This window comes from Microbacterium sp. BWR-S6Y, assembly GCF_041379845.1.
Lineage (GTDB): Bacteria > Actinomycetota > Actinomycetes > Actinomycetales > Microbacteriaceae > Microbacterium > Microbacterium hydrothermale.
Genome location: NZ_JBFECV010000003.1, coordinates 123075 through 144012, shown reverse-complemented (window position 1 = coordinate 144012; position 20938 = coordinate 123075). Strand labels below are relative to the sequence as shown.

The 20938-nt window shown below is 70.6% G+C and carries 22 protein-coding genes; 3 read left to right on the top strand and 19 right to left on the bottom strand.

Annotated elements, in window-relative coordinates; all coding sequences use genetic code 11:
- Positions 1 to 30 precede the first annotated feature (30 nt).
- Genes AB1K56_RS07710 through recO form a run of 3 tightly spaced genes read right to left on the bottom strand, consistent with a single transcriptional unit; the run spans position 31 to position 2292 of the window.
- Positions 31 to 714 (bottom strand): DsbA family protein, encoded by a 684-nt coding sequence (locus AB1K56_RS07710; RefSeq protein ID WP_136585568.1) that lies wholly within the window; start codon positions 712 to 714, stop codon positions 31 to 33.
- 49 nt (positions 715 to 763) lie between these two features.
- Positions 764 to 1567 (bottom strand): isoprenyl transferase, encoded by an 804-nt coding sequence (locus AB1K56_RS07705; protein WP_264630862.1) that lies wholly within the window; start codon positions 1565 to 1567, stop codon positions 764 to 766.
- Complete coding sequence (recO, locus tag AB1K56_RS07700; RefSeq protein WP_136585566.1) at positions 1564 to 2292, bottom strand: DNA repair protein RecO; 729 nt, start codon at positions 2290 to 2292, stop codon at positions 1564 to 1566. The genes AB1K56_RS07705 and recO overlap by 4 nt, the downstream gene beginning before the upstream one ends.
- Positions 2293 to 2365: 73 nt before the next feature.
- On the opposite strand from recO, the gene AB1K56_RS07695 reads away from it, so the two are divergent.
- A complete protein-coding gene (locus AB1K56_RS07695) occupies positions 2366 to 3067 on the top strand; it encodes a trimeric intracellular cation channel family protein (RefSeq protein WP_371205178.1) in 702 nt (233 codons plus the stop codon).
- Positions 3068 to 3127: 60 nt separating this feature from the next.
- Here AB1K56_RS07695 and AB1K56_RS07690 read toward each other — a convergent pair whose 3' ends face one another.
- The 16 genes from AB1K56_RS07690 to lepA all read right to left on the bottom strand — a co-directional run bounded on the left by AB1K56_RS07690 (position 3128) and on the right by lepA (position 19558).
- Positions 3128 to 3952, bottom strand: coding sequence for an MOSC domain-containing protein (locus AB1K56_RS07690; protein WP_371205177.1), 825 nt, complete (start codon positions 3950 to 3952; stop codon positions 3128 to 3130).
- Positions 3946 to 4734 carry a methyltransferase domain-containing protein gene (locus AB1K56_RS07685; RefSeq protein WP_371205176.1) on the bottom strand — a complete coding sequence of 263 codons (789 nt, stop codon included), beginning with the start codon at positions 4732 to 4734 and terminating at the stop codon, positions 3946 to 3948. Before AB1K56_RS07685 ends, AB1K56_RS07690 begins: the two co-directional genes overlap by 7 nt.
- 23 nt (positions 4735 to 4757) lie before the next feature.
- The gene (gene leuA, locus AB1K56_RS07680; RefSeq protein ID WP_264630867.1) at positions 4758 to 6518 is read right to left on the bottom strand and encodes a 2-isopropylmalate synthase; all 1761 of its coding nucleotides are present in this window, start codon (positions 6516 to 6518) and stop codon (positions 4758 to 4760) included.
- A 180-nt stretch (positions 6519 to 6698) separates the two neighbouring features.
- Positions 6699 to 7289, bottom strand: a complete 591-nt coding sequence (locus AB1K56_RS07675) for a GNAT family N-acetyltransferase (protein ID WP_371205175.1) — start codon at positions 7287 to 7289, stop codon at positions 6699 to 6701.
- Positions 7286 to 8233, bottom strand: a complete 948-nt coding sequence (locus AB1K56_RS07670) for a zinc-binding alcohol dehydrogenase family protein (protein ID WP_371205174.1) — start codon at positions 8231 to 8233, stop codon at positions 7286 to 7288. The genes AB1K56_RS07675 and AB1K56_RS07670 overlap by 4 nt, the downstream gene beginning before the upstream one ends.
- A 106-nt stretch (positions 8234 to 8339) precedes the next feature.
- Entirely contained in the window at positions 8340 to 9233 is an 894-nt protein-coding gene (era, locus tag AB1K56_RS07665) for a GTPase Era (RefSeq protein WP_136585560.1), read from the bottom strand.
- A complete protein-coding gene (locus AB1K56_RS07660; RefSeq protein WP_264630870.1) occupies positions 9230 to 10540 on the bottom strand; it encodes a hemolysin family protein in 1311 nt (436 codons plus the stop codon). The genes era and AB1K56_RS07660 overlap by 4 nt, the downstream gene beginning before the upstream one ends.
- Entirely contained in the window at positions 10537 to 11004 is a 468-nt protein-coding gene (ybeY, locus tag AB1K56_RS07655) for an rRNA maturation RNase YbeY (RefSeq protein WP_076675771.1), read from the bottom strand. Before ybeY ends, AB1K56_RS07660 begins: the two co-directional genes overlap by 4 nt.
- Positions 11001 to 12026 carry a PhoH family protein gene (locus tag AB1K56_RS07650; protein ID WP_371205434.1) on the bottom strand — a complete coding sequence of 342 codons (1026 nt, stop codon included), beginning with the start codon at positions 12024 to 12026 and terminating at the stop codon, positions 11001 to 11003. Before AB1K56_RS07650 ends, ybeY begins: the two co-directional genes overlap by 4 nt.
- A 49-nt stretch (positions 12027 to 12075) precedes the next feature.
- On the bottom strand, positions 12076 to 12423 hold the full coding sequence (locus tag AB1K56_RS07645; RefSeq protein WP_371205173.1) for an HIT domain-containing protein: 348 nt from the start codon (positions 12421 to 12423) through the stop codon (positions 12076 to 12078).
- 147 nt (positions 12424 to 12570) lie between these two features.
- Positions 12571 to 13305, bottom strand: a complete 735-nt coding sequence (locus AB1K56_RS07640) for a 16S rRNA (uracil(1498)-N(3))-methyltransferase (RefSeq protein ID WP_371205172.1) — start codon at positions 13303 to 13305, stop codon at positions 12571 to 12573.
- Between the two features lie 2 nt (positions 13306 to 13307).
- A complete protein-coding gene (dnaJ, locus tag AB1K56_RS07635) occupies positions 13308 to 14429 on the bottom strand; it encodes a molecular chaperone DnaJ (protein WP_136585555.1) in 1122 nt (373 codons plus the stop codon).
- Positions 14430 to 14478: 49 nt separating this feature from the next.
- A complete protein-coding gene (hrcA, locus tag AB1K56_RS07630) occupies positions 14479 to 15519 on the bottom strand; it encodes a heat-inducible transcriptional repressor HrcA (RefSeq protein ID WP_371205171.1) in 1041 nt (346 codons plus the stop codon).
- 305 nt (positions 15520 to 15824) lie between these two features.
- Entirely contained in the window at positions 15825 to 17042 is a 1218-nt protein-coding gene (gene hemW, locus AB1K56_RS07625; RefSeq protein WP_371205170.1) for a radical SAM family heme chaperone HemW, read from the bottom strand.
- Entirely contained in the window at positions 17042 to 17686 is a 645-nt protein-coding gene (locus AB1K56_RS07620; RefSeq protein WP_371205169.1) for a DUF1990 family protein, read from the bottom strand. Before AB1K56_RS07620 ends, hemW begins: the two co-directional genes overlap by 1 nt.
- 27 nt (positions 17687 to 17713) lie before the next feature.
- On the bottom strand, positions 17714 to 19558 hold the full coding sequence (gene lepA / locus AB1K56_RS07615; protein WP_136585551.1) for a translation elongation factor 4: 1845 nt from the start codon (positions 19556 to 19558) through the stop codon (positions 17714 to 17716).
- 162 nt (positions 19559 to 19720) lie between these two features.
- Between lepA and AB1K56_RS07610 the strand changes: the two genes are divergently transcribed.
- Complete coding sequence (locus AB1K56_RS07610) at positions 19721 to 20446, top strand: alpha/beta fold hydrolase (protein ID WP_371205168.1); 726 nt, start codon at positions 19721 to 19723, stop codon at positions 20444 to 20446.
- Between the two features lie 115 nt (positions 20447 to 20561).
- Positions 20562 to 20822 (top strand): 30S ribosomal protein S20, encoded by a 261-nt coding sequence (rpsT, locus tag AB1K56_RS07605; RefSeq protein WP_136585549.1) that lies wholly within the window; start codon positions 20562 to 20564, stop codon positions 20820 to 20822.
- Positions 20823 to 20938 lie beyond the last annotated feature (116 nt).

Sequence of the window (20938 nt, the reverse complement as noted above, 5' to 3'; positions counted from 1 at the left end):
GGGAACGCGGGCCGGGGGTGGGGAGGAGCCTCACGCGTCGGCGGTTTCGGCGACCTCGCGCCGCTCGCCCCACACCTGACGCGCGATCTGGCTGAACGCCTCCACGGGCTGCGCGCCGCTCACGCCGTACTTGCCGTCGATCACGAAGAAGGGCACGCCGGTGATGCCGAACTGGCGGGCCTGTTCCTGATCGGCGCGCACGGCGGCGCGGAAGCGCTGCGACGACAGCGCCTCGCGGGCGGCATCCTCGTCGAGTCCGACCTCGACGGCGAGGGCGACGAGGTCGTCGTCGCGGCCGACGTGCTTGCCCTCGAGGAAGTACGCCGACATGAGCACCTCGGCGAGCTCCAGCTGCTTGCCGTTCTCCTTGGCGAAGTGCAGCAGCTCGTGCGCCTTGACGGTGTTGGTGTGCTGCAGGATGTCGAAGCGGTACGCGAGTCCCGCCTCGGCGGCGACGCCGGTGACGCGGTCGAGCATCTCGCGCGCCTGGTCGGGCGAGATGCCCTTGTGCTGCGAGAGGTAGTCGACCTCGCCGCCGTGGAAGTCCTCGGGGGTGTCGGGCGAGAGCTCGAACGAGTGGTACTCGATCTCGACGACGGGGGCGTCGTCATCGCCGGCCGTGGCGGCCAGGCCGTTCTCGAGGTTCCGCTTGCCGATGTAGCACCAGGGGCAGGCGATGTCGCTCCACACGTCGATCTTGATGGCATCCGTCATATCGCGTGCAACTCCTTCGATGGTGGATCTATTCCGATCGCGGCATCCGTCACGCCGTCGGCGCGTCGACCGCGCCCCCGAACCGCCGATCGCGCGAGAGGTAGAGCCCGATCGCGTCCCACAGGTGCGTGCGGCGGAAGTCGGGCCACAGCGTGTCGAGGAACACCATCTCGGCGTACGCCGACTCCCACAGCAGAAAGTTCGAGGTGCGCTGCTCGCCGCTCGAGCGCACGAACAGATCGACGTCGGGCATGTCGGGCTGGTACAGGTTTTTGCGGATGAGCTTCTCGGTCACGGCCGAGGGCTTGAGCTTCCCGGCGGCGATGTCGTCGCCGATGCGGCGCATGGCATCCACGATCTCCACGCGTCCGCCGTAGTTCACGCACATCGTCAGGGTCAGCGTGGAGTTGCCCTCGGTGAGGCGTTCGGCGTGCTGGAGCTCCTTGATGACCGAGCCCCACAGGCGCGGCTTGCGGCCCGACCACCGGATGCGCACGCCCCACTCGTTCAGCTGATCGCGGCGGCGGTGCAGCACCTCGCGGTTGAAGCCCATGAGGAAGCGCACCTCGTCGGGAGAGCGCGACCAGTTCTCGGTCGAGAAGGCGTAGACCGACAGGTGCTTCACGCCCGCCTGGATCGCCCCGGCGACCACGTCGAGCAGGGCCGCCTCGCCCGCGCGGTGCCCCTCGACCCGCGTGAGTCCCTGGCGGTTGGCCCACCGGCCGTTGCCGTCCATGACGATCGCGACATGCTCCGGCACGGCGCCCTTGGGGTACGTGGGCGGGTACTCCCCCGTCCAGTCCAGGGGGCGGTACGGCACGGCGTCGCGGTGCGTGAACGGCTTCGGTGTCATCGATGCGACTCCAGGTGCGAGAGGGAACGGATGCCGCGCTCCAGGTGGAACTGCGCGTACGCGGCCACCAGACCCGAGGCGGCGGCCACGGTGCGGCCGGGGGCGTCGTCGATCGTGTCCCACTCCCCCGCCATGAGGGCGCGGAGCATGTCGACGGTCTCGCGCGCGACGCGCGGCGAGCCCGCGGGGGCGCAGGTCGAGCAGACGACCCCGCCGAGCTGCGGGAGGAAGTACGGGTGATCGCCGATCGTGCCGCACCGCGCGCACTCGGTCAGCCCGGGGGCCCACCCCGACAGGGCCATCGCGCGCAGCAGGTACGAGTCCAGCACGCTGCGCTCCGCGTGGTCGCCGCGCGCGAGCGAGCGCAGACCGCCGACGAGCAGGAGGTACTGCTGGGGCGTGGCCTCGGCCTCATTGAGCCGGTCCGCGGTCTCGACCATGGCGCTGGCGGTGGTGTAGCGGTCGTAGTTCACGACGATGTCGGCGCCGTAGGAGCCCAGCGACTCCGCCTGCTGCACGATGTCGAGGTTGCGGCCCTTGAACAGCTGCACGTCGGCGACCATGAAGGGCTCGAGGCGCGAGCCGAACTTCGACGAGGTGCGCCGCACGCCCTTGGCCACCGCGCGGATCTTGCCGTTGCGGCGGCTGAGGAGGGTGAGGATGCGGTCCGCCTCCCCCAGTTTGTGGGTACGCAGGACCACGACTTCGTCGCGGTAGGTGGGCACAGTCCATTATCCGTCCGCCCACCCGTGAGCGGCCTGCGCGGCGCGCGCGGGCGGCCGCCCTCGGAACGGGAGAATGGATGCCGTGGACACGCCGACCTTCGTCATCCCCCTCTGGGCGGATCTCACCGCCGTCGCCCTGGGCGGCGTGCAGGGGGCGCTCTTCGCCTCGGGATTCCAGGGGCAGCGACGCCTGGACCTGCTCGGGGTCGCGATCATCGGCATCCTGCTCGGCATGGGCGGAGGCCTCATCCGCGATCTGCTGCTGGGGTTGACCCCCGCGACCCTGCAGAGCAACTGGTACCTCATCACGGCCACGCTCGCCTCGATCGTGGGCATGCTGCTGTCGGGGATCTTCCAGCGGCTCAACCGCGCGATCGTCATGCTCGACGCCGTCGTGATCGGTCTGTTCGGCGCGTTCGGCACCTCGAAGGCGCTCGCCCTCGGGATGCCCGCGGTGCCCGCGATCTTCGTCGGCGTCCTGGCGGCGGCCGGCGGCAGCGTGCTGCGCGACGTGCTGATGGGCCTGCCCGTCGCGATCATGCACGTGGGGTCGCTCTACGCCGTCGCGGCGGGCGGCGGATGCGTCGTGCTGGCGACGACCGCCGCGTTCGGCGTGCCGCTGCCGATCGCGGCGGTGATCGGCGTGGTGGTGACGACCGTCATCCGCGTGCTCGCGGTGCTCTTCGACCTGTCGCTCCCCGAGCAGCGCAAGCTCTACCGTCGCAAGGTGGCGGTCGAGACCACCGGCATCCCGATCATCCGCACCGAGGACTGACCGCGCGAGGTGCGAAGATCTGTCGCCTCACGCGCGCTCGAGGCGACGACTCCTGGCGACTCAGGCGTCGAGGATGACCTCGTCGCCGACGCGGATCGTCCCGCCGTCGGCGACGGGCAGCAGCAGGATGCCGAGGGTCGGTTCGTCCTGTCCGAACTCCGTCGTCAGCACCCTCAGCAGGCGCGCATCGCGCACACCGGTGTCGGGGTTCGCGGTGATCGCCGCGCACCGCTCGATCGGCTTCTGCACCGCGAACTCGACCTCGCCGATGCGCACGCGCCCGGCCCAGCCGAGCTCCTCCCACGCGGAAGTGCCCGACACGACGATGTTCGAGCGGAAGCGCCGATCGTCGACGGGCGCCTCGACCGCGGCATCGAGGTCGGCGACCGAGGCCGCTCCGTGCAGCGAGACGAACCCCTGCGGACGATCCTGGAACCGCGCCGTGCGGCCGTCGCCGAGAAGACCCAGGGGCAGGATGCCGTCGGCGTCGAGCAGTCGGGCATCGCCGGTGGTCCGCAGGTACGCGGTGACGGCCTCGGCGAGTCGCGCGCGACCGTCGTCGCTCAGGTCGGCGGTCACGTCGATGTCGTCGACGCGGAGCCGCAGGGTCCGCGCCTCGTCGTCGAACGCGAGGTCGACGCGCGCGAGAGACGGGAAGGTCATGAGCGCGAGACCGCGGCTCTTGGGATACGTGGCGTCCTCGGGCTCGACCGCGTCCGCGAAGCGGAAGACGAGCGACCGGTCGCCCTGCACCCGCCCGTCGGGCTGGATCACGAGGTTGTCGCGCCGCTCGGGCGTGAAGCCCTTCACCGGGTAGCGGAAGAGGGCGTCGATGCGGATCACGTCGTTCATCTTGGCATCCACGCCCTCCGCCGCTGTCACCACCGGGCGAGCACCTCGCCGTGCGGGAGCAGGATCCACCCGTCCGGGTGCGCCGCCCACTCGCGCCACGCGTCGGAGATGCGCTGCAGCGTCGCGTCGTCGGCGAGACCCAGACGCCGCGCGTGACCCGCGAAGGACGACGCGAGCACGCGATCGGCCCACATCCCACCCCACCACGCGCGTTTGTCGGGGGTGTCGAACACCCACACGCTCGCGCTGGCCTCGATGCGGGTGAAACCGGCTTCGCGCGCCCACGCTTTCAGGCGTCGACCCGCATCGGGCTCGCCCGACGATCCGCGATGCACCCCGTGATAGATCTCGAGCCACTCGTCGAGGGCGGGGATCACCGGATGCCAGATGACTCCGCCGTAGTCGACGTCGCGCACCGCGACCAGGCCCTCGGGTCCGGCGACGCGGCGGAACTCCCGCAGCGCCTGCACCGGCCGGGCGAGGTGCTGCAGCACCTGGTGGGCGTGCACGATGTCGAACGAGGCGTCGGGCTCGCCGAGTGCGTACGCGTCACCGGTGCGGAAGGTCACGTTCGTGCGCTCCCCCGCGGTCGCGCGGGCGATCTCGACCACGTCGGGAGCGGCATCCACTCCGACGACCTCTCCCGGGAACACCCGGTCGGCGAGGTCGACGGTGATGGTGCCGGGGCCGGCGCCCACATCGAGGATGCGGGCGCCGGCCGACAGCGAAGACACCAGGTAGGCCGCCGAGTCGGCGACGGTGCGCGCGGCGTGGGAACGCAGCACGCTCTCGTGGTGTCCGTGGGCGTAGGCCACGGTCGTGTCTCTCGTGCGCGGTGTCAGACGCCGGCCAGCTCGCCGCTGGTCTGACGGGTACGGATCGCGCGGTTCACGCCGGAGACGATCGCCTTGAGCGAGGCCGTCGAGATGTCGCCGTCGATGCCGACGCCCCACAGGCGCTGGTCGTCGACCTGCAGTTCGACGTAGGCCGCGGCCTGCGCGTCGCCGCCGGAGCTGAGGGCGTGCTCGACATAGTCGTACAGCGTCACGTCGAAGCCCTGGGAGCGCACGATCTCGAGGAACGCGGCCACCGGACCGTTGCCCACGGCCGAGGCCGGGTGCGTGGTGTCGCCGTCGCGCAGCGAGACGTCGAGGTGCACATCGCCCGACATGTCGCTCGACGAGCGGGTCGAGAGCAGCTCGAAGCGGCCCCAGCGCTGGTCGTCGACGGTCGAGGGCAGGTACTCGTCGGTGAAGATGTCCCAGATCTGAGCGCTCGACACCTCGCCGCCCTCGGCGTCGGTGCGGGCCTGCACGACCCCCGAGAACTCGATCTGGAGCTTGCGCGGCAGGTCGATCGCGTGGTCGGCCTTCAGCAGGTAGGCGACGCCGCCCTTGCCCGACTGCGAGTTCACGCGGATGACGGCCTCGTACGAACGTCCCAGGTCCTTCGGGTCGATCGGCAGGTACGGCACCGCCCACTCGATCTCGTCGACGGTCTTGCCCTCGGCTTTCGCGCGGGCCTCCATCGCCTCGAAGCCCTTCTTGATGGCATCCTGATGCGATCCGCTGAAGGCGGTGAAGACCAGGTCGCCGGCCCAGGGGCTGCGCTCGGGCACGGGCAGCTGGTTGCAGTACTCGACCGTGCGCTTGACCTGGTCGATGTCGCTGAAGTCGATCTGCGGGTCGATGCCCTGCGTCAGCAGGTTGATCCCCAGCGCGACCAGGTCGACGTTGCCGGTGCGCTCCCCGTTTCCGAAGAGGCACCCCTCGATGCGGTCGGCGCCGGCCATGTAGCCCAGCTCCGCCGCCGCGACGGCGGTGCCGCGGTCGTTGTGCGGGTGCAGCGAGAGGATGACGTTCTCGCGGTGGTTCAGGTGACGCGACATCCACTCGATGGAGTCGGCGTACACGTTGGGCGTGGCCATCTCGACGGTGGCCGGCAGGTTCAGGATGACCTTGCGCTCGGGCGTCGGCTGGAACACCTCCAGCACCTCGTTGCAGATGCGCAGCGCGAACTCGAGCTCGGTGCCGGTGTAGCTCTCGGGCGAGTACTCGTAGAACACCTGCGTCTCGGGGATCGTCGCCTCGTACTTCTTGCACAGGCGCGCGCCCTCGAGGGCGATGTCGACGATGCCCTGCTCGTCGGTGCGGAACACGACCTCGCGCTGCAGCACGGAGGTGGAGTTGTACAGGTGCACGATCGCCTGCTTCGCGCCGGCGATCGCCTCGTACGTGCGGGCGATCAGGTGCTCGCGCGCCTGCGTCAGCACCTGGATCGTGACGTCGTCGGGGATGAGGTCGTCGTCGATCAGCTGGCGGACGAAGTCGAAGTCGGTCTGGCTCGCGCTCGGGAACCCGACCTCGATCTCCTTGTAGCCCATCTTCACCAGCAGGTCGAACATGACGCGCTTGCGCTCGGGGCTCATCGGGTCGATGAGCGCCTGGTTGCCGTCGCGCAGGTCGACGGCGCACCAGCGCGGCGCGACCTCGATGCGCTTCGACGGCCACGTGCGGTCGGGCAGGTCGACCCGGATCTGCTCGTGGAAGGGACGGTACTTGTGCACCGGAGCGGACGTGGGCTTCTGCGTGTTCTTCATGATGTGTCGCTTCTTTAGATTCGTTCGGTGGGGCCGACGACGATCTCCGCGACGAGGAAGGCCCTTAGAACGAGGACTCGTCGCGGCAGCTAAGAAGAAGCAGGCCACCGAAGCGCATTCTGCGATCGTAGCAGCCCCGTGCCGCGGCATCCGTCCACCGCGGACCGGCGGTCACCGAGTTCACCCCGCGGGCGTGTCCCATTCGCGCGCGAGGACGGCGTATACGAGCAGGTCGCTCCACCGGCCCTTGAACCAGTCCTCCTCGACGAAGTGGGCCTCGCGCCGCATGCCGAGCCGCTCGGCCAGGGCGACCGAACGGGCGTTTTCGGGATCGATCCGGGCCACCAGTCGGCGCAACCCGTACACCTCGAACGCGGTGTCGATCAGCGCGCGAACGGCTTCGGTGGCCAGCCCCCGACCGGATGCCGCCGGGCTCATCACCCAGCCGATCTCGGCGGAGCCCGCGGCGGGATCGAGGTGGAAGAGCACGAGGTCGCCGATCACGAGGTCGTCGTCGAGGCGCTCCACCGCGAGCATGACGCCGCCGTTCTCGCCCTCCAGCGTCGTCCGCCCCATGAGGGCTCCGTTGCGTCGACGGATGTCGTCGGCTGTCTGCGGATCGAAGGGCAGGTAGCGGCAGACCTCGGCGTCGCCGCGGTAGGCGGCCATGGCGTCGAGATCGCGCTCCTCGAAGGGGCGCAGTCGCACGCGCTCCCGCCTCACGTCGAGTCGGTCGGGCGCGGGCTTCAGCGAGAACGGCGACGCGCTCACGGCAGCAGGGCCACCTTGCCGCCGGGGTGGCCGGTCATGACGAAGCGCACGGCCTCGACCGCCTCCGCCAGGGGGAAGGTGCGCGAGACGGGGACCTCGAGGGCCCCGGATGCTGCGAGCTCGAGCACGCGGGCGCGGGCGATGTCGCGGAAGCGCGCGCTCTCGGGCCGGGCCCCGGCGATCCAGAGGAACCCGTCGGCGGCAGCGCGGTCGGGCGACACGATCGTGACGACCCGGTCGCGGTCGGCCACGAGCTCGAGCGAGACGTCGATGGCCTCGTCGGTCCCCGCGGCATCCCACGCGGCGGCGATCGTCCCGCCGTCGGCGGCCGCCTCGACGCGCTCGCGCAGGCCCTCGCCGTAGGCGACGGGGATCCCGCCGTATCGGCGGACGCGGTCGGCGGAGTCCGCGGCATCCGGACCGACGGTGCCGATCACGCGGATGCCGAGCTCTCGCGCCTGCTGCAAGAGGCTCACCCCGACCGCTCCGGAGGCGGCGTGCAGGAGCACGGTCTCGCCCTCGACGACACGGGTGACCTGGACCATCTCGGCGGCGGTGGTCCCGGCCAGCAGCAGGTTGGCGGCCTCGGCGTGGGAGAGCGACGAGGGCTTGGCGAAGACGTCGCGCGCCGGCACCGTGATGTCGGTGGCGTAGGCGCCCTGCACGCGGAAGGCCACGACCTCGTCGCCCACCGCGAGCTCCCCCGATCCGCCGACCGTGTCGGGGCCGATCGCTGTGATCTCGCCGGAGAGCTCGTATCCGATCGCGACGGGGAACGTCGCGCCGGGACGGGCGGTCGCGACGTGCTTGGCGTCGGCCGGATTGACGCCCGCCGCGCGGACCCGCACAGTCACCTCCCCCGCACCGGGGGCGGGCACCTCGACGTCGTCGAAGCTCCACGTCTCGATGGGCCCGGGGGTCGGGGCCGTCCACCTCTTCGCCATGCCTGCACCTTCCGTTGCGACCGCGCGATCTCGCGCGGATCGGACTGAGACGAGCGCGCTCTCGCGCGACGTCGGGGTTGCTCGGGCGCCGGGTCGCAGCCGGGGCTCAGAAGCCGAGGCGTCCGAGCTGCTTCGGGTCGCGCTGCCATTCTTTCGCCACCCGTACGTGCAGCGACAGATAGACGCGCCCGCCGACGAGAGGCTCGATCCCGGCGCGGGCGCGCGCTCCCACGTCGGCCAGGCGCGAGCCCTTCTTGCCGATGATGATCGCTTTCTGGCTGTCGCGCTCGACGACGATGTTGGCGTACACGTCGGTCAGATCGCTGTCTTCGCGCGCGGCCACATCGTCGACGGTCACCGCGATGGAGTGCGGCAGCTCGTCGCGGACGCCGTGCAGGGCCGCCTCCCGGATGATCTCCGCGATGCGATCCTCGAGGGTCTCGTCGGTGACGACGTCGTCGGCGTAGAGCGCGGGCCCCTCGGGCATGAGCGCGAGGAGCTCGTCGCTCAGCACGTCGAGCTGGTCGTTCGTCACCGCCGAGAGCGGGATGACCGCGGCCCAGTCCTCGCGCAGGGCGTCGACCTCGACGAGGCGCTCGGTGATCTGATCGCGCGTGGCCGCGTCGGTCTTGGTGACGAGGGCGACCTTCTTGGCGCGCGGGTAGCCCGACAGCGACTCCGCGATCCGGCGATCGCCGGGGCCGACCTTCTCGGTCGCCGGAGCGCAGAACGCGATGACGTCGACATCGCCGAGCACCTGCTCGACGAGGTCGTTCAGTCGCTGCCCGAGCAGGGTGCGCGGGCGGTGGATGCCGGGGGTGTCGACCACCACGAGCTGACCACCGGGGCGGTTGACGATGCCGCGGATCGCCCGTCGGGTCGTCTGCGGCTTCTCGCTCGTGATCGCGACCTTCTCGCCCACGAGGGCGTTGGTCAGCGTGGACTTGCCGACGTTGGGCCGGCCCACGAAGGTCACGAAACCGGATCGGGTGTCGGTCATCTGTCGTTCCTTTCACGCGCCGAGGCCTCTGCCTCGGCGTCGTCGTCGGCGGGCGTCTCGCCCCGCTCGACGATCACGGTGGCGATGCCCCGGTTGCGACCGCGCGACGCGCCGCCGGTCATCACGAGGCCGGAGTGCTCGGCGGTGGCGCCGGGCTGGGGGATGCGGCCGAGGGCCTTGCCGAGCAGACCGCCGATCGAATCGACGTCCTCGTCGTCGAGCTCGAGCCCGAAGAGGTCGCCGACCTCGTCGAGGCCGAGGCGGGCATTGACGCGGTAACGCCCGTCGGGGAGCTCGACGATCTCGGTGTTCGGGGCGTCGTACTCGTCGGCGATCTCGCCGACCAGCTCTTCGATGAGGTCTTCGAGCGTCACCAGTCCCGCGACCCCGCCGTACTCGTCGACCACGAGGCAGACGTGCACGGCGTCCCTCTTCATCTGCTGCAGCAGGGTCTCGGCCTTCATCGACTCGGGCACGAAGACCGCGGGACGCGCGATGCGGCGGATGGGCGCATCGCGCCAGCCCGCCTCGTCGCGGAAGCCGAACTGCACGAGGTCCTTCAGGTACAGCACGCCCACGACGTCGTCGGCGTCGTCGTCGGCGAGGGGCACGCGCGACACGCCTTTCTCGAGGAAGAGGGCGAGGGCCTCGCGCGAGGTGGCCGCGGCATCCACACTCACCATGTCGGTGCGCGGGACCATCACCTCGCGGACGTACCGATCGGTGAAGTCGAAGACCGAGTGGATGAGCTCGCGGTCGTCCTCTTCGATCAACTCGTTCTCGGCGGCCTCGTCGATGATGCTGAGCAGCTGCTCCTCCGACGCGAACGAAGTCGACGGCGACACCCCCGGCGTCACCTTGTTGCCGACCGCGACGAGCCCGTGGGCGAGGGGGCCGAGGAGCACGCGCATGCCCCGGATGACCGGGGCCACGCCGCGCAGCAGACCGCGCGCGTGCTGGCGACCGACCGAGCGGGGGCTCGCGCCGACCGCGACGAACGAGATGCCCGTCATCAGCACGGCCGCGGCGGCGACCGCCAGCCAGATGTTGTCGAAGATCAGCATGAACGCGGCGGCGACGAGCACGGCCGCGGTGGTCTCGGAGAGCACGCGGATGAACACCACGGCGGTGTTGTGCGCGCTGGTGTCGTCGGCGATGCGGCGCAGCGACCGTGCGTTGCGCCCCGAGGCGCCCAGCTCGAGCAGGTCGGTGCGCGAGGTCACGCCCAGCGCCGCCTCCGAAGCCGCCATCAGACCGCCGAACGCGACGAGCAGGAAGGCGGCGACGAGGAGGAGCGCCTCGGTCATGCCCGGCGCTGGCGCTCGACGGCCTGGAAACCGGTGATCAGCTCGCGCTGCAGACCGAACATCTCACGCTCTTCGTCGGGCTCGGCGTGATCGAAGCCGAGCAGGTGCAGCAGACCGTGGGTGGTGAGCAGGATCAGCTCGTCCTGCGTGGAGTGCTTCGCCGCGACCGCCTGGGTCTCGGCCACGGCGGGGCACAGCACGATGTCGCCGAGCAGACCCGCGGGGGTGGGGGCGTCTTCGGATCCGGGACGCAGCTCGTCCATCGGGAAGCTGAGCACGTCGGTCGGGCCGGGCTCGTCCATCCACTGCACGTGCAGCGACTCCATCGCCCCCTCGTCGACGAGCACGATCGCCACGTCGGCGTCGGCGCTGACGTGCAGCTCGGCCAGGTTGTACTCCATCAGGCGCAGCAGCACCTGTTCGTCGACCTCGTGGCCGGACTCGTTGTTGATCTCGATGGTCATGAGCGGTTCCGTATCGGGAGGTGATCGCGGGGTCCGGCGGCACCGGGGCCGCGTCGCTCCGCACGGGTGGCGAATTCGGAGGCTTCGTCGCGTTCGCGACGCGCGGCCAGGCGTTTCTCGTCGTACTCGCTGTACGCGTCGACGATGCGGCCGACGAGCGAGTGCCGCACGACGTCGTCGCTGGTCAGGCGGGAGAAGTGGATGTCGTCGATGTCGCTCAGCACCCGCGTCACCAGCCGCAGGCCCGAGGCACCCTGAGGGAGGTCGACCTGGGTGATGTCGCCGGTCACGACCATGCGCGTGCCGAAACCGAGGCGCGTGAGGAACATCTTCATCTGCTCGGGCGTGGTGTTCTGCGCCTCGTCGAGCACGACGAACGAGTCGTTCAGCGTGCGACCGCGCATGTACGCCAGAGGCGCGACCTCGATCGTGCCCGTCGCCATGAGCTTGGGGACGATGTCGGGGTCCATCATCTCGTTGAGCGCGTCGTACAGGGGGCGCAGGTACGGGTCGATCTTGTCGGTGAGCGTGCCGGGAAGGAAGCCGAGCCGCTCCCCCGCCTCGACGGCGGGCCGCGTCAGGATGATGCGGTTGACCTCTTTGCGCTGCAGCGCCTGCACGGCCTTCGCCATGGCGAGGTAGGTCTTGCCGGTTCCGGCGGGGCCGATGCCGAACACGATCGTGTTCTCGTCGATCGCGTCGACGTACTCCTTCTGACCGGCGGTCTTGGGGCGGATGACCTTGCCGCGCGACGACAGGATCGCCTCGCCCATCACCTCGGACGGACGGGGTCCGCCGTCGCTGCGCAGCATGCGGTTGGAGCTGGACACGTCGGAGGGATCGAGGCCCTGTCCGGAACGCGTCATGGCGAGCAGTTCGTCGACGAGATCACGCGCGGCGCGCACGGCCGAGGCCGTTCCCGTCAGCGTGATCTCGTTGCCGCGGACGTGCACGTCGACGTCGGGATGCTCCTTCTCGACGACGCGCAGGAGGCGGTCCTGCGGTCCGAGCAGCTGCACCATGGCGACGCCGTCGACAGCGATCTGCTCGGAAACGGTCTCTTCGGGGGAATCAGCCACCCAGGCTCTTTTCGTTCAGGCCGCCCGCGAGGACGTGGGCGTGCACATGGAAGACGGTCTGACCGGCGCCCTCGCCGGTGTTGAAGACGAGGCGGAAGTCGCCGTCGGCGTGCTCGGCCGCGACGCGATGGGCGAGGTCGACCACCTCGGCGAGGAGAGCGGGGTCGCCGGCCGCGAGAGCGACGACGTCGCGGTACCGCGCCGTCTTGGGGATGACGAGCAGGTGCACCGGCGCCTGCGGGGCGATGTCGCGGATCGCGAAGACGTTCTCGGTCTCGGCCACGATCTCGGCGGGGATCTCGCCCTGCAGGATGCGCGTGAAGATCGACGGTTCGCTCATGGCATCCAGTCTAGTGAGGGCCTCCGACACGCAGGCCGAGTCGGCGGGGCCGCCGGTGCGTCGACGAGCACTTCGGGGCGGGTTGCGCCGTTCGGGACCGACATCTCCCGCGCGAACGGCGAAGGTCACCCCGAGGAAGCGGGCCGCTCACCACCGCCCGTGCGCGGCGGACAGCACCGAGATCGCCGCGGCTCCCGCGGTGGAGGTGCGCAGCACGGTGTCGCCGAGGCGCACGAGTCGCGCGCCGGCGTCCTCGAGGGCGGACAGCTCTTCGGGAGCGATCCCGCCCTCCGGGCCCACCACGAGCACGACATCGCGTGTGTCAGAGGCCTCCGCGGCCACCTCGGTGAGACGGACGGATGCCGAGGGCTCCAGCACCAGCACGAGAGCGCTGCCGGCGCGGGCGACGAGATCGGCCGTGCGCGCCACGCCCTCCACGTCGGGGATCCACGCGCGATGCGCCTGTTTCGCGGCCTCGCGCACGATCGTGCGCCAGCGCGCGAGACCCTTCTCGGCCTTGGCATCCCATCGCGAGACGCTGCGCGAGGCCTGCCACGGCACGATCGCGTCGACGCCGAGCTCGGTCGCGGCCTGCACGGCCAGCTCGTCGCGATCGCCCTTCGCGAGGGCCTGCACCAGAACGAACCGGGGGACGGGGGCGTCGACCTGCTCGCGACCCGTGACCCGCACGTCGACCTGCTTGGGCGCGACGGCGGTCACGACGCCCGAGAGCCAGGCGCCGCGGCCGTCGCCGAGCGTGACGGCCTCGTCGACGCGCACGCGCCGCACGGCCGCGGCGTGATGCGCCTCGGCGCCGGTGAGGGCGATCGTGTCACCGGGACGGGCGAAACCCGCCTCGTCGACGACGAAGTGCAGTGCCATGCTCAGTGCCGGAAGCGGTCGCGGAACTTGCTGAACATGCCCTGCTGGTGCTCCGCCAGGCGCGGCTTGGGTGCCTTGGTGCGCTTGGCGAACTCCTCGATGAGGGCGCGCTCCTTGTGGTCGAGGCGGGTGGGGGTGACCACGTGCACTCCCACCTTGAGGTCGCCCCGCTGGCTGCCGCGCAGCGGGGTGATCCCGCGGCCCTTGATCGTGAGCACGTCTCCGGACTGCACGCCCGGGCGCACCTCGAGGTCGACGCTGCCGTCGAGGGACTCGATCGTGGTCGTGGCGCCGAGGATGGCATCCGGCATCGACACCTCGAGGGTGGCGACGAGGTCGTCGCCCTCCCGGCTGAACGCGTCGTGGGACTCGACAGTGATCTCGAGGTAGAGGTCGCCGTTGGGGCCGCCCGCGGGTCCGACCTCGCCCGAACCGGGCAGCTGCAGGCGCAGCCCCGACTCGACGCCGGCGGGGATGTCGACCGAGACGGTGCGGCGCGCGCGGACGCGTCCTTGACCCTGGCAGGTGCCGCAGGGGTAGGGGATGGTCGTGCCGTGCCCGTGGCACACGGTGCAGGGCTGGCTGGTGACGACGTTGCCGAGCAGGCTGCGGACGGTGCGCTGCACGTGGCCGGAGCCGTGGCAGATGTCGCAGGTGACCTCGCTCGTCCCCGGCTGGGTGCACGCGCCCTGGCACGTCTCGCACAGCACGGCGGTGTCGACCTCGAGGTCGCGGTGCGTGCCGAACACGACGTCGCCGAGCTGCAGAGTGACGCGCACGAGGGCGTCCTGGCCGCGCTCCCGGCGGGAACGCGGTCGCGGACCGCGTCCGCCGCCGCCCTGGGCTCCGCCGAAGAACGTCTCGAAGATGTCGCTGAAGCCGCCGAAACCGGCCGCTCCCCCGCCGCCGAACGGGCTCTGGTCGCCGCCCATGTCGTAACGGCGACGCTGCTCGGGGTCGCTCAGCACGTCGTAGGCGTGCGTCACGAGCTTGAACTTCTCGGACGCGTCCTCACCGGGGTTCACATCGGGGTGCAGCTGGCGCGCGAGACGCCGGTAGGCCTTCTTGATGTCTTCGGGGCTGGCGTCTCGTTCGACGCCCAGGACCTCGTAGTGGTCAGCCACAATCGCCTTCCTGCCCGCTCCCGCGGGGTCGTTCTCTTCGGGGATGCCGTCAGCGCGCGCTGTCGTCGTCTTCGAGCATCCGGGTCAGGTAGTGCGCGACGGCGCGGACCGCCGCGAGGTTGGAGGAGTAGTCCATGCGCGTCGGGCCGAGCAGCCCCACCCGCGCGCCACCGGTCGAACCGTCGTACCGGCTCGCGAGCACCGAGGCCTCGACGAGACCGAACGGCTCGTTCTCGCGGCCGATGCTCGCGGACAGCCCCTTCTCGTCGGCGACCATCTCGCTCATGAGACGCAGCAGGGTGACCTGCTCCTCGATCGCCTCGAGGAGGGGGTAGATGCTGCCGCGGAAGTCCTGTTCGCGCTTGGCGAGGGTCGCGGCCCCGGCCATGACGAGTCGGTCCTGACGGAACTCCTCGAGCTCTTCGCCGACGACGCGCAGGACGGCGTCGGCGATCGCGTCGAGGATCACGCCCGGGCGCGGGCCGTCGGCGAGGGCGTCGGCGACGCGCTGGGAGCTGTCGGCCACGCTGCGGCCGACGAGCACCGCTCCGACGCGCGAGCGCAGCAGGGCGATGTCGCTGTCCCCCGGCTCCGCGGGCACGAGCGCGATGCGCTGCGACACGCGACCGGTGTCGGTGACGAGGATGACGAGCACGCGCGGTCCGCCGAGGGCGACGAGCTCGACGTGCGTGACGTTGGCGCGCGCGAACGAGGGGTACTGCACGATCGCGACCTGACCGGTCAACTGCGTGAGGGCCCGCACGGTGCGCGCGAGGAGGTCGTCGAGGTCGCCGGCCTCGTCGAGGAACGACGTGATCGCGCTGCGCTGCGCGGTCGACAGGGGGCGCAGTTCGGCGAGGTGGTCGACGAAGACGCGGTAGCCCTTGTCGGTCGGCACGCGCCCGGACGATGTGTGCGGAGCGACGATGAGGTCTTCGTCTTCGAGCAGCGCCATGTCGTTGCGGATGGTCGCCGCCGACACGCCGAACGCGTGCCGCTCGACGATCGCCTTGCTGCCGACGGGCTCGCGCGTGTCGACGTAGTCCTGCACGATCGCGCGGAGCACCTGGAGACCGCGTTCCGACACCATGCGCTCTCCTCCCGTCTGGCACTCGACTCGACTGAGTGCCAATTCTACGACGATCACCGCCACCCTGCGTCGAGCGGCTCGCGGAGCGCTCCGCGCGCGGCCCGTCCGCCCTCGCGATGAACGCCGATCCCGTCGAGACACGCGGCGTCGCGCCGAGTGTCGACAGGATCGGCGTTCATCGAGGGATGCGGCGCAGCCGGATGCCGGGATGCGCGAGGGAGCGGGATGCGCGCAGGAGCGACACCTGCGGCCGGCGCCTCGCACCGCAACGGCGAGGATCCGACGGGGCATCGACGCCGCGAGGGTCAGACCGTGAGCGCCCGGACCACGGCATCCGCCAGCAGCCGCCCGCGGCGCGTCAGCACGATGCGGCCGCGGATGGCATCCGCCCCCTCGATGAGACCGTCGGCGATGAGGGATGCCACGGCCTTCCGGCCGTCGCCGACGACCTCCGACACCGCGATCCCCTCGCGGATGCGGCTGCGCAGGAGCACCGACTCGAGGCGGCGCGCGGTCTCGTCGGGGCGCTCCCGCGCGGCGGCCGGGGATTCCGCGGCGGCCAGGCGCTGGGCGTACGCGGCGGGGTGCTTGACGTTCCACCACCGGAGCCCCGCGACGTGACTGTGCGCTCCCGGACCGAAGCCCCACCAGTCGGTGCCGCGCCAGTACGCGAGGTTGTGACGCGAGCGGTGGTCCGCCCCGCGCGAGAAGTTCGACACCTCGTACCAGTCGTAGCCCGCAGCGGCGAGCAGATCGTCGGCGAGCTCGTACATGTCGGCCTGCAGATCGTCGTCCGGCATCGCGACGGCGCCGGAGCGGATCTGGCGCGCGAGTTTCGTGCCGTCCTCGACGATCAGCGCGTACGCCGACACGTGATCGGGCTCGAGCGCGACGGCGGCCTCGAGCGAAGCGCGCCAGTCATCGAGCGACTCCCCCGGCGCGCCGTAGATGAGATCGACCGAGACATCGAGACCGGCACGGCGCGCGGCGGTGACCGCGGTCGCGACGTTCAGCGGATCGTGCGTGCGATCGAGCGCGGCGAGCACGTGCGGCCGGGCCGACTGCATGCCGATCGACAGGCGGGTCACCCCGGCCGCGGCGAGCGTCTCGGCGACCGTGTCATCGACCGTGTCGGGGTTGGCTTCGACGGTGACCTCGGCGCCCTCGGCGATTCCGAACTCGTCGTGCACCGCGCGCAGCATCCGGGCGAGGTCTCCCGGCGGCAGCAGCGTCGGCGTTCCTCCCCCGAAGAACACGGTGGATGCCGCCCGCCGACCGCCCGCGGCATCCATCACCCCACCCGCGAGGCGCACCTCCGCGGCCAGGGTGTCGGCGAAGTCGTCTTGCCGCGCTCCGCGCAACTCGCTCGCGGTGTAGGTGTTGAAGTCGCAGTAGCCGCAGCGCACGCGGCAGAACGGCACGTGCAGGTAGACGCCGAAATCGGCGGCGGGGTCGACGACGAGGTCGTCGGGGAGTCGTCCGTCGACCGGGGCGGGGTCGCCGAGCGGGAGGGGCCCGCCCATCAGGACGAGTACAGCGGCGAGATCGCGCGGAGGTAGCGGGCGAAGAGCGCCTTGCGCCGGCGGCGGACGCGGCTCGTGAAGAGGCGGTAGGACGGGGCCGTGGGCCGGTCGAAGGCGCGCACGACGAACCAGACCTCGTCGTTCTCGCGCCACTCGAGGGAGAAGAGCTCCTCACCGCTCACGATGGAGTGCCCGACGGTGCCGAGGATGAAGCCCACGCGGCGGGGTTCTTCGAACACCGAGATGACGCGCAGCTCGGCGTCGGCGCGGTGCCCGTCGACCTTGCCGTGCAGGCGCACGCCGGTGCCGGGGCTGACGAAGGGCGTGCCGTCGGCCGCGAAGCGCTGCTCGGCCTCGAGACGGCTCGGTGCGACCGGGGCGCCCTCGGCGTCGAAGCCGACGCCCGCGTAGCCGGTGTTCGAGGCGGGGCGCACGTCGGTGATGCTCAGCTCCTCGGAGCGCAGCGGAGCCCACGACAGCAGCAGCTCGCCCGCCGCGGCGAAGCGCTCTTCGCCGCTGCCGATGCGCCACGCGTCTTCGGCGGGCACGGAGTGCTCCGGCGGGTACTGCATGAGGTCGGGCGCCTGGGTGGCGCCGACCGCGGCGTAATCGACCGTGTCATCGGTGAAGTTCTGCCTGCGCATGATTCACCCCTCTCGGTTGCGTGCGTATTACTTCTTGGCCTCGACGTCGCCGGAGAGCGCGGCGATGAACGCCTCTTGGGGGACCTCGACGCGACCGACCATCTTCATGCGCTTCTTGCCCTCCTTCTGCTTCTCGAGGAGCTTGCGCTTTCGGGTGATGTCACCGCCGTAGCACTTGGCGAGCACGTCCTTGCGGATCGCGCGGATCGTCTCTCGCGCGATGATGCGGGCGCCGATCGCGGCCTGGATGGGCACCTCGAACTGCTGGCGCGGGATGAGCTTGCGCAGACGCTCGGCCATCATCGTGCCGTAGCTGTAGGCCTTCTCGCGGTGCACGATCGAGCTGAACGCGTCGACCTTGTCGCCCTGCAGCAGGATGTCGACCTTGACGAGGTCGGCGGTCTGCGAGCCGGCCGGTTCGTAGTCGAGGCTCGCGTATCCCTGCGTGCGGGACTTGAGGTGGTCGAAGAAGTCGAAGACGATCTCGCCGAGCGGCATGTTGTAGCGCAGCTCGACCCGGTCTTCGCTGAGGTAGTCCATGCCCAGCAGGGTGCCGCGGCGCGACTGGCACAGTTCCATGACGGTGCCGACGTAGTCCTTCGGAAGCAGGATGCCGACCTTGACGATCGGCTCCGACACCGAGGCGACGCGCCCGTCGGGGTATTCGCTGGGGTTGGTGACCGACACCGTCTCGCCGGTGTCGGTGGTGACCTCGTACGTCACTGACGGGGCGGTGGTGATGAGGTCGAGGCCGAACTCGCGCGAGAGGCGCTCGGTGATGATCTCGAGGTGCAGGAGGCCCAGGAAGCCGCAGCGGAAGCCGAAGCCCAGGGCCACGGAGGTCTCGGGCTCGTACTGCAGGGAGGCGTCGGAGAGCTTGAGCTTGTCGAGGGCCTCGCGCAGCTCGGCGTAGTCGCTGCCGTCGATCGGATAGATGCCCGAGAAGACCATCGGCTTCGGGTCGGTGTACCCCGCGAGGGCCTCGGTGGCGGGCTTGCGGTGCGTGGTGATCGTGTCGCCGACTTTCGACTGGCGCACGTCCTTCACGCCGGTGATGAGGTAGCCGACCTCGCCGACGCCGAGCCCCTGGGTGGGGATCGGCTCGGGGCTGGAGACGCCGATCTCGAGCGCCTCGTGCGTGGCGCCGGTCGACATCATCTGCAGGCGCTCGCGCGGCTGCAGTGCGCCGTCGATCATGCGCACGTAGGTCACCACGCCGCGGTACGCGTCGTAGACGGAGTCGAAGATCATCGCGCGCGCGGGCGCGTCGGCCACGCCGACGGGGGCGGGGATCTTCTCGACGATGAGGTCGAGGAGCTCCTCGACGCCCATACCGGTCTTGCCGCTGACGCGCAGGACGTCGGCGGGGTCGCCGCCGATGAGACCCGCCAGCTCGGCCGCGTACTTGTCGGGGTCGGCGGCGGGGAGGTCGATCTTGTTGAGCACCGGGATGATCGTCAGATCGTTCTCGAGCGCCAGGTAGAGGTTGGCGAGGGTCTGCGCCTCGATGCCCTGGGCGGCGTCGACGAGCAGGATCGCGCCCTCGCACGCCGCGAGGGAGCGACTGACCTCGTAGGTGAAGTCGACGTGGCCGGGCGTGTCGATCATGTTGAGGGCGAACGTGCCGTCGGCGGTGGACCACGGCATCCGCACGGCCTGCGACTTGATCGTGATGCCGCGCTCGCGCTCGATGTCCATGCGGTCGAGGTACTGCGCGCGCATGTCGCGGTCGGCGACGACGCCGGTGATCTGCAGCATGCGGTCGGCCAACGTCGACTTGCCGTGGTCGATGTGGGCGATGATGCAGAAGTTGCGGATCTGCGCCGGCGGGGTGGCGGACGGCTCGAGGGGCTTCAGGGCGCGCGGTGACATGTTCCGTCGATTCTACGGTGGTGCGCCGACATCGCCGTCCGCGGATGCTCGGGGACGCGGCATCCGGGGCCGCCGAGGTCCGTTGCGGCGCGTGATCCCGCGGCCCCGTTCGGTCGCCGGAGGATGGGCCGGACGGGGTGCGGCGCTCCTACAGTGGATGCCATGACGGTCCAGGTCGTGCTCGTGCACGGCATCCGCACGTCGGCGACGATGTGGCGTGCGCAGGTGGCCCACCTGCGGGACCGCGGGAACCCCGTGACGGCGGTCGACCTGCCGGGCCACGGAACGCGTCGGGGCGAGGACTTCACCCTCGAGGAAGCGTTCGCGACGATCGACCGGGCCGTTCAGGATGCTGCGACGCGCGGCCCCGTGCTGCTCGTGGGGCACTCGATGGGCGGCCTGCTGTGCATCGACTACGTGGGGCGGGAGGAGCCGCCGCCGGTCGCGGCCTTCGTCGCGGCATCCTGCACCTCGATCCCGCGCGGGGTGGGGCTCGCGGCGTACAGGTTTTTCGCGCGTCGATTCGACAGCCTCCCGGACCGGGGCCTCGGACTGACCAATCGCGTGCTGGATCGCACGCTCCCTCCCGAGACGCGACCGGACTTCGGCGCCGGCGGCTACGCGTTCGACGCGCAGGACACCGCCCTCGCGTCGCTGTCGGTGCTGGACCTGCTGGCGGCGCTGCGCCGGATCGACGTCCCGCTCTGGTTCGTCAACGGGCAGTGGGATCAGCTGCGCGTGAACGAGAGACTGTTCGTCTCGATCGCGAAGGATGCCGAACTGATCGTCGTCCCGCGCACGACCCACCTCGTGACCGCGATGAGGCCGCGCGTCTTCAACGCGCTGCTGGACGTGGCGCTCACCACGGTCGAGACGTCGACCTGTTAGACTCGTCTCTTGGCTTGCGTGTGGGGTTTTTCCCGACCTCCACGACCGCCGGTACGGCGCCCCTCTACCGCTCGACCGGCACTTCCAACACTCACTCAAACGAAAGACCGTCGACGTGGCGAACATCAAGTCGCAGATCAAGCGCAACAAGACCAACGAGAAGGCGCGCGAGCGCAACAAGGCCGTCAAGAGCGAGCTGAAGACGCACGTGCGTCGCACCCGCGAGGCCGTCCTGGCCGGTGACAAGGAAGCCGCCGAGAAGGCGCTCGTCCTCGCCGGCAAGAAGCTCGACAAGGCCGTGAGCAAGGGTGTCATCCACCAGAACCAGGCCGCGAACCGCAAGTCGGCCATCGCGAAGCAGGTCAACGCTCTCTGAGCCGCGGCCGTTTCGACAGCCCGTCCCGCATCCGCGGGGCGGGCTTCGTCGTTTCCGGAGGGATCCCGCAGCGAACGGATCTCATCCTCGCGGAGGATGCCGCGGCATCCGGGTCT

Bases quoted from the DNA above. Each gene is read 5' to 3' on its own strand.
- AB1K56_RS07710 (WP_136585568.1), bottom strand. From the start codon at position 714: ATGACGGATGCCATCAAGATCGACGTGTGGAGCGACATCGCCTGCCCC.
- AB1K56_RS07705 (WP_264630862.1), bottom strand. From the start codon at position 1,567: ATGACACCGAAGCCGTTCACGCACCGCGACGCCGTGCCGTACCGCCCC.
- AB1K56_RS07695 (WP_371205178.1), top strand. From the start codon at position 2,366: ATGGATGCCGTGGACACGCCGACCTTCGTCATCCCCCTCTGGGCGGAT.
- leuA (WP_264630867.1), bottom strand. From the start codon at position 6,518: ATGAAGAACACGCAGAAGCCCACGTCCGCTCCGGTGCACAAGTACCGT.
- AB1K56_RS07670 (WP_371205174.1), bottom strand. From the start codon at position 8,233: ATGGCGAAGAGGTGGACGGCCCCGACCCCCGGGCCCATCGAGACGTGG.
- era (WP_136585560.1), bottom strand. From the start codon at position 9,233: ATGACCGACACCCGATCCGGTTTCGTGACCTTCGTGGGCCGGCCCAAC.
- AB1K56_RS07660 (WP_264630870.1), bottom strand. From the start codon at position 10,540: ATGACCGAGGCGCTCCTCCTCGTCGCCGCCTTCCTGCTCGTCGCGTTC.
- ybeY (WP_076675771.1), bottom strand. From the start codon at position 11,004: ATGACCATCGAGATCAACAACGAGTCCGGCCACGAGGTCGACGAACAG.
- AB1K56_RS07650 (WP_371205434.1), bottom strand. From the start codon at position 12,026: ATGGTGCAGCTGCTCGGACCGCAGGACCGCCTCCTGCGCGTCGTCGAG.
- AB1K56_RS07645 (WP_371205173.1), bottom strand. From the start codon at position 12,423: ATGAGCGAACCGTCGATCTTCACGCGCATCCTGCAGGGCGAGATCCCC.
- AB1K56_RS07640 (WP_371205172.1), bottom strand. From the start codon at position 13,305: ATGGCACTGCACTTCGTCGTCGACGAGGCGGGTTTCGCCCGTCCCGGT.
- hrcA (WP_371205171.1), bottom strand. From the start codon at position 15,519: ATGGTGTCGGAACGCGGTCTCCAGGTGCTCCGCGCGATCGTGCAGGAC.
- hemW (WP_371205170.1), bottom strand. From the start codon at position 17,042: ATGGGCGGGCCCCTCCCGCTCGGCGACCCCGCCCCGGTCGACGGACGA.
- AB1K56_RS07620 (WP_371205169.1), bottom strand. From the start codon at position 17,686: ATGCGCAGGCAGAACTTCACCGATGACACGGTCGATTACGCCGCGGTC.
- lepA (WP_136585551.1), bottom strand. From the start codon at position 19,558: ATGTCACCGCGCGCCCTGAAGCCCCTCGAGCCGTCCGCCACCCCGCCG.
- AB1K56_RS07610 (WP_371205168.1), top strand. From the start codon at position 19,721: ATGACGGTCCAGGTCGTGCTCGTGCACGGCATCCGCACGTCGGCGACG.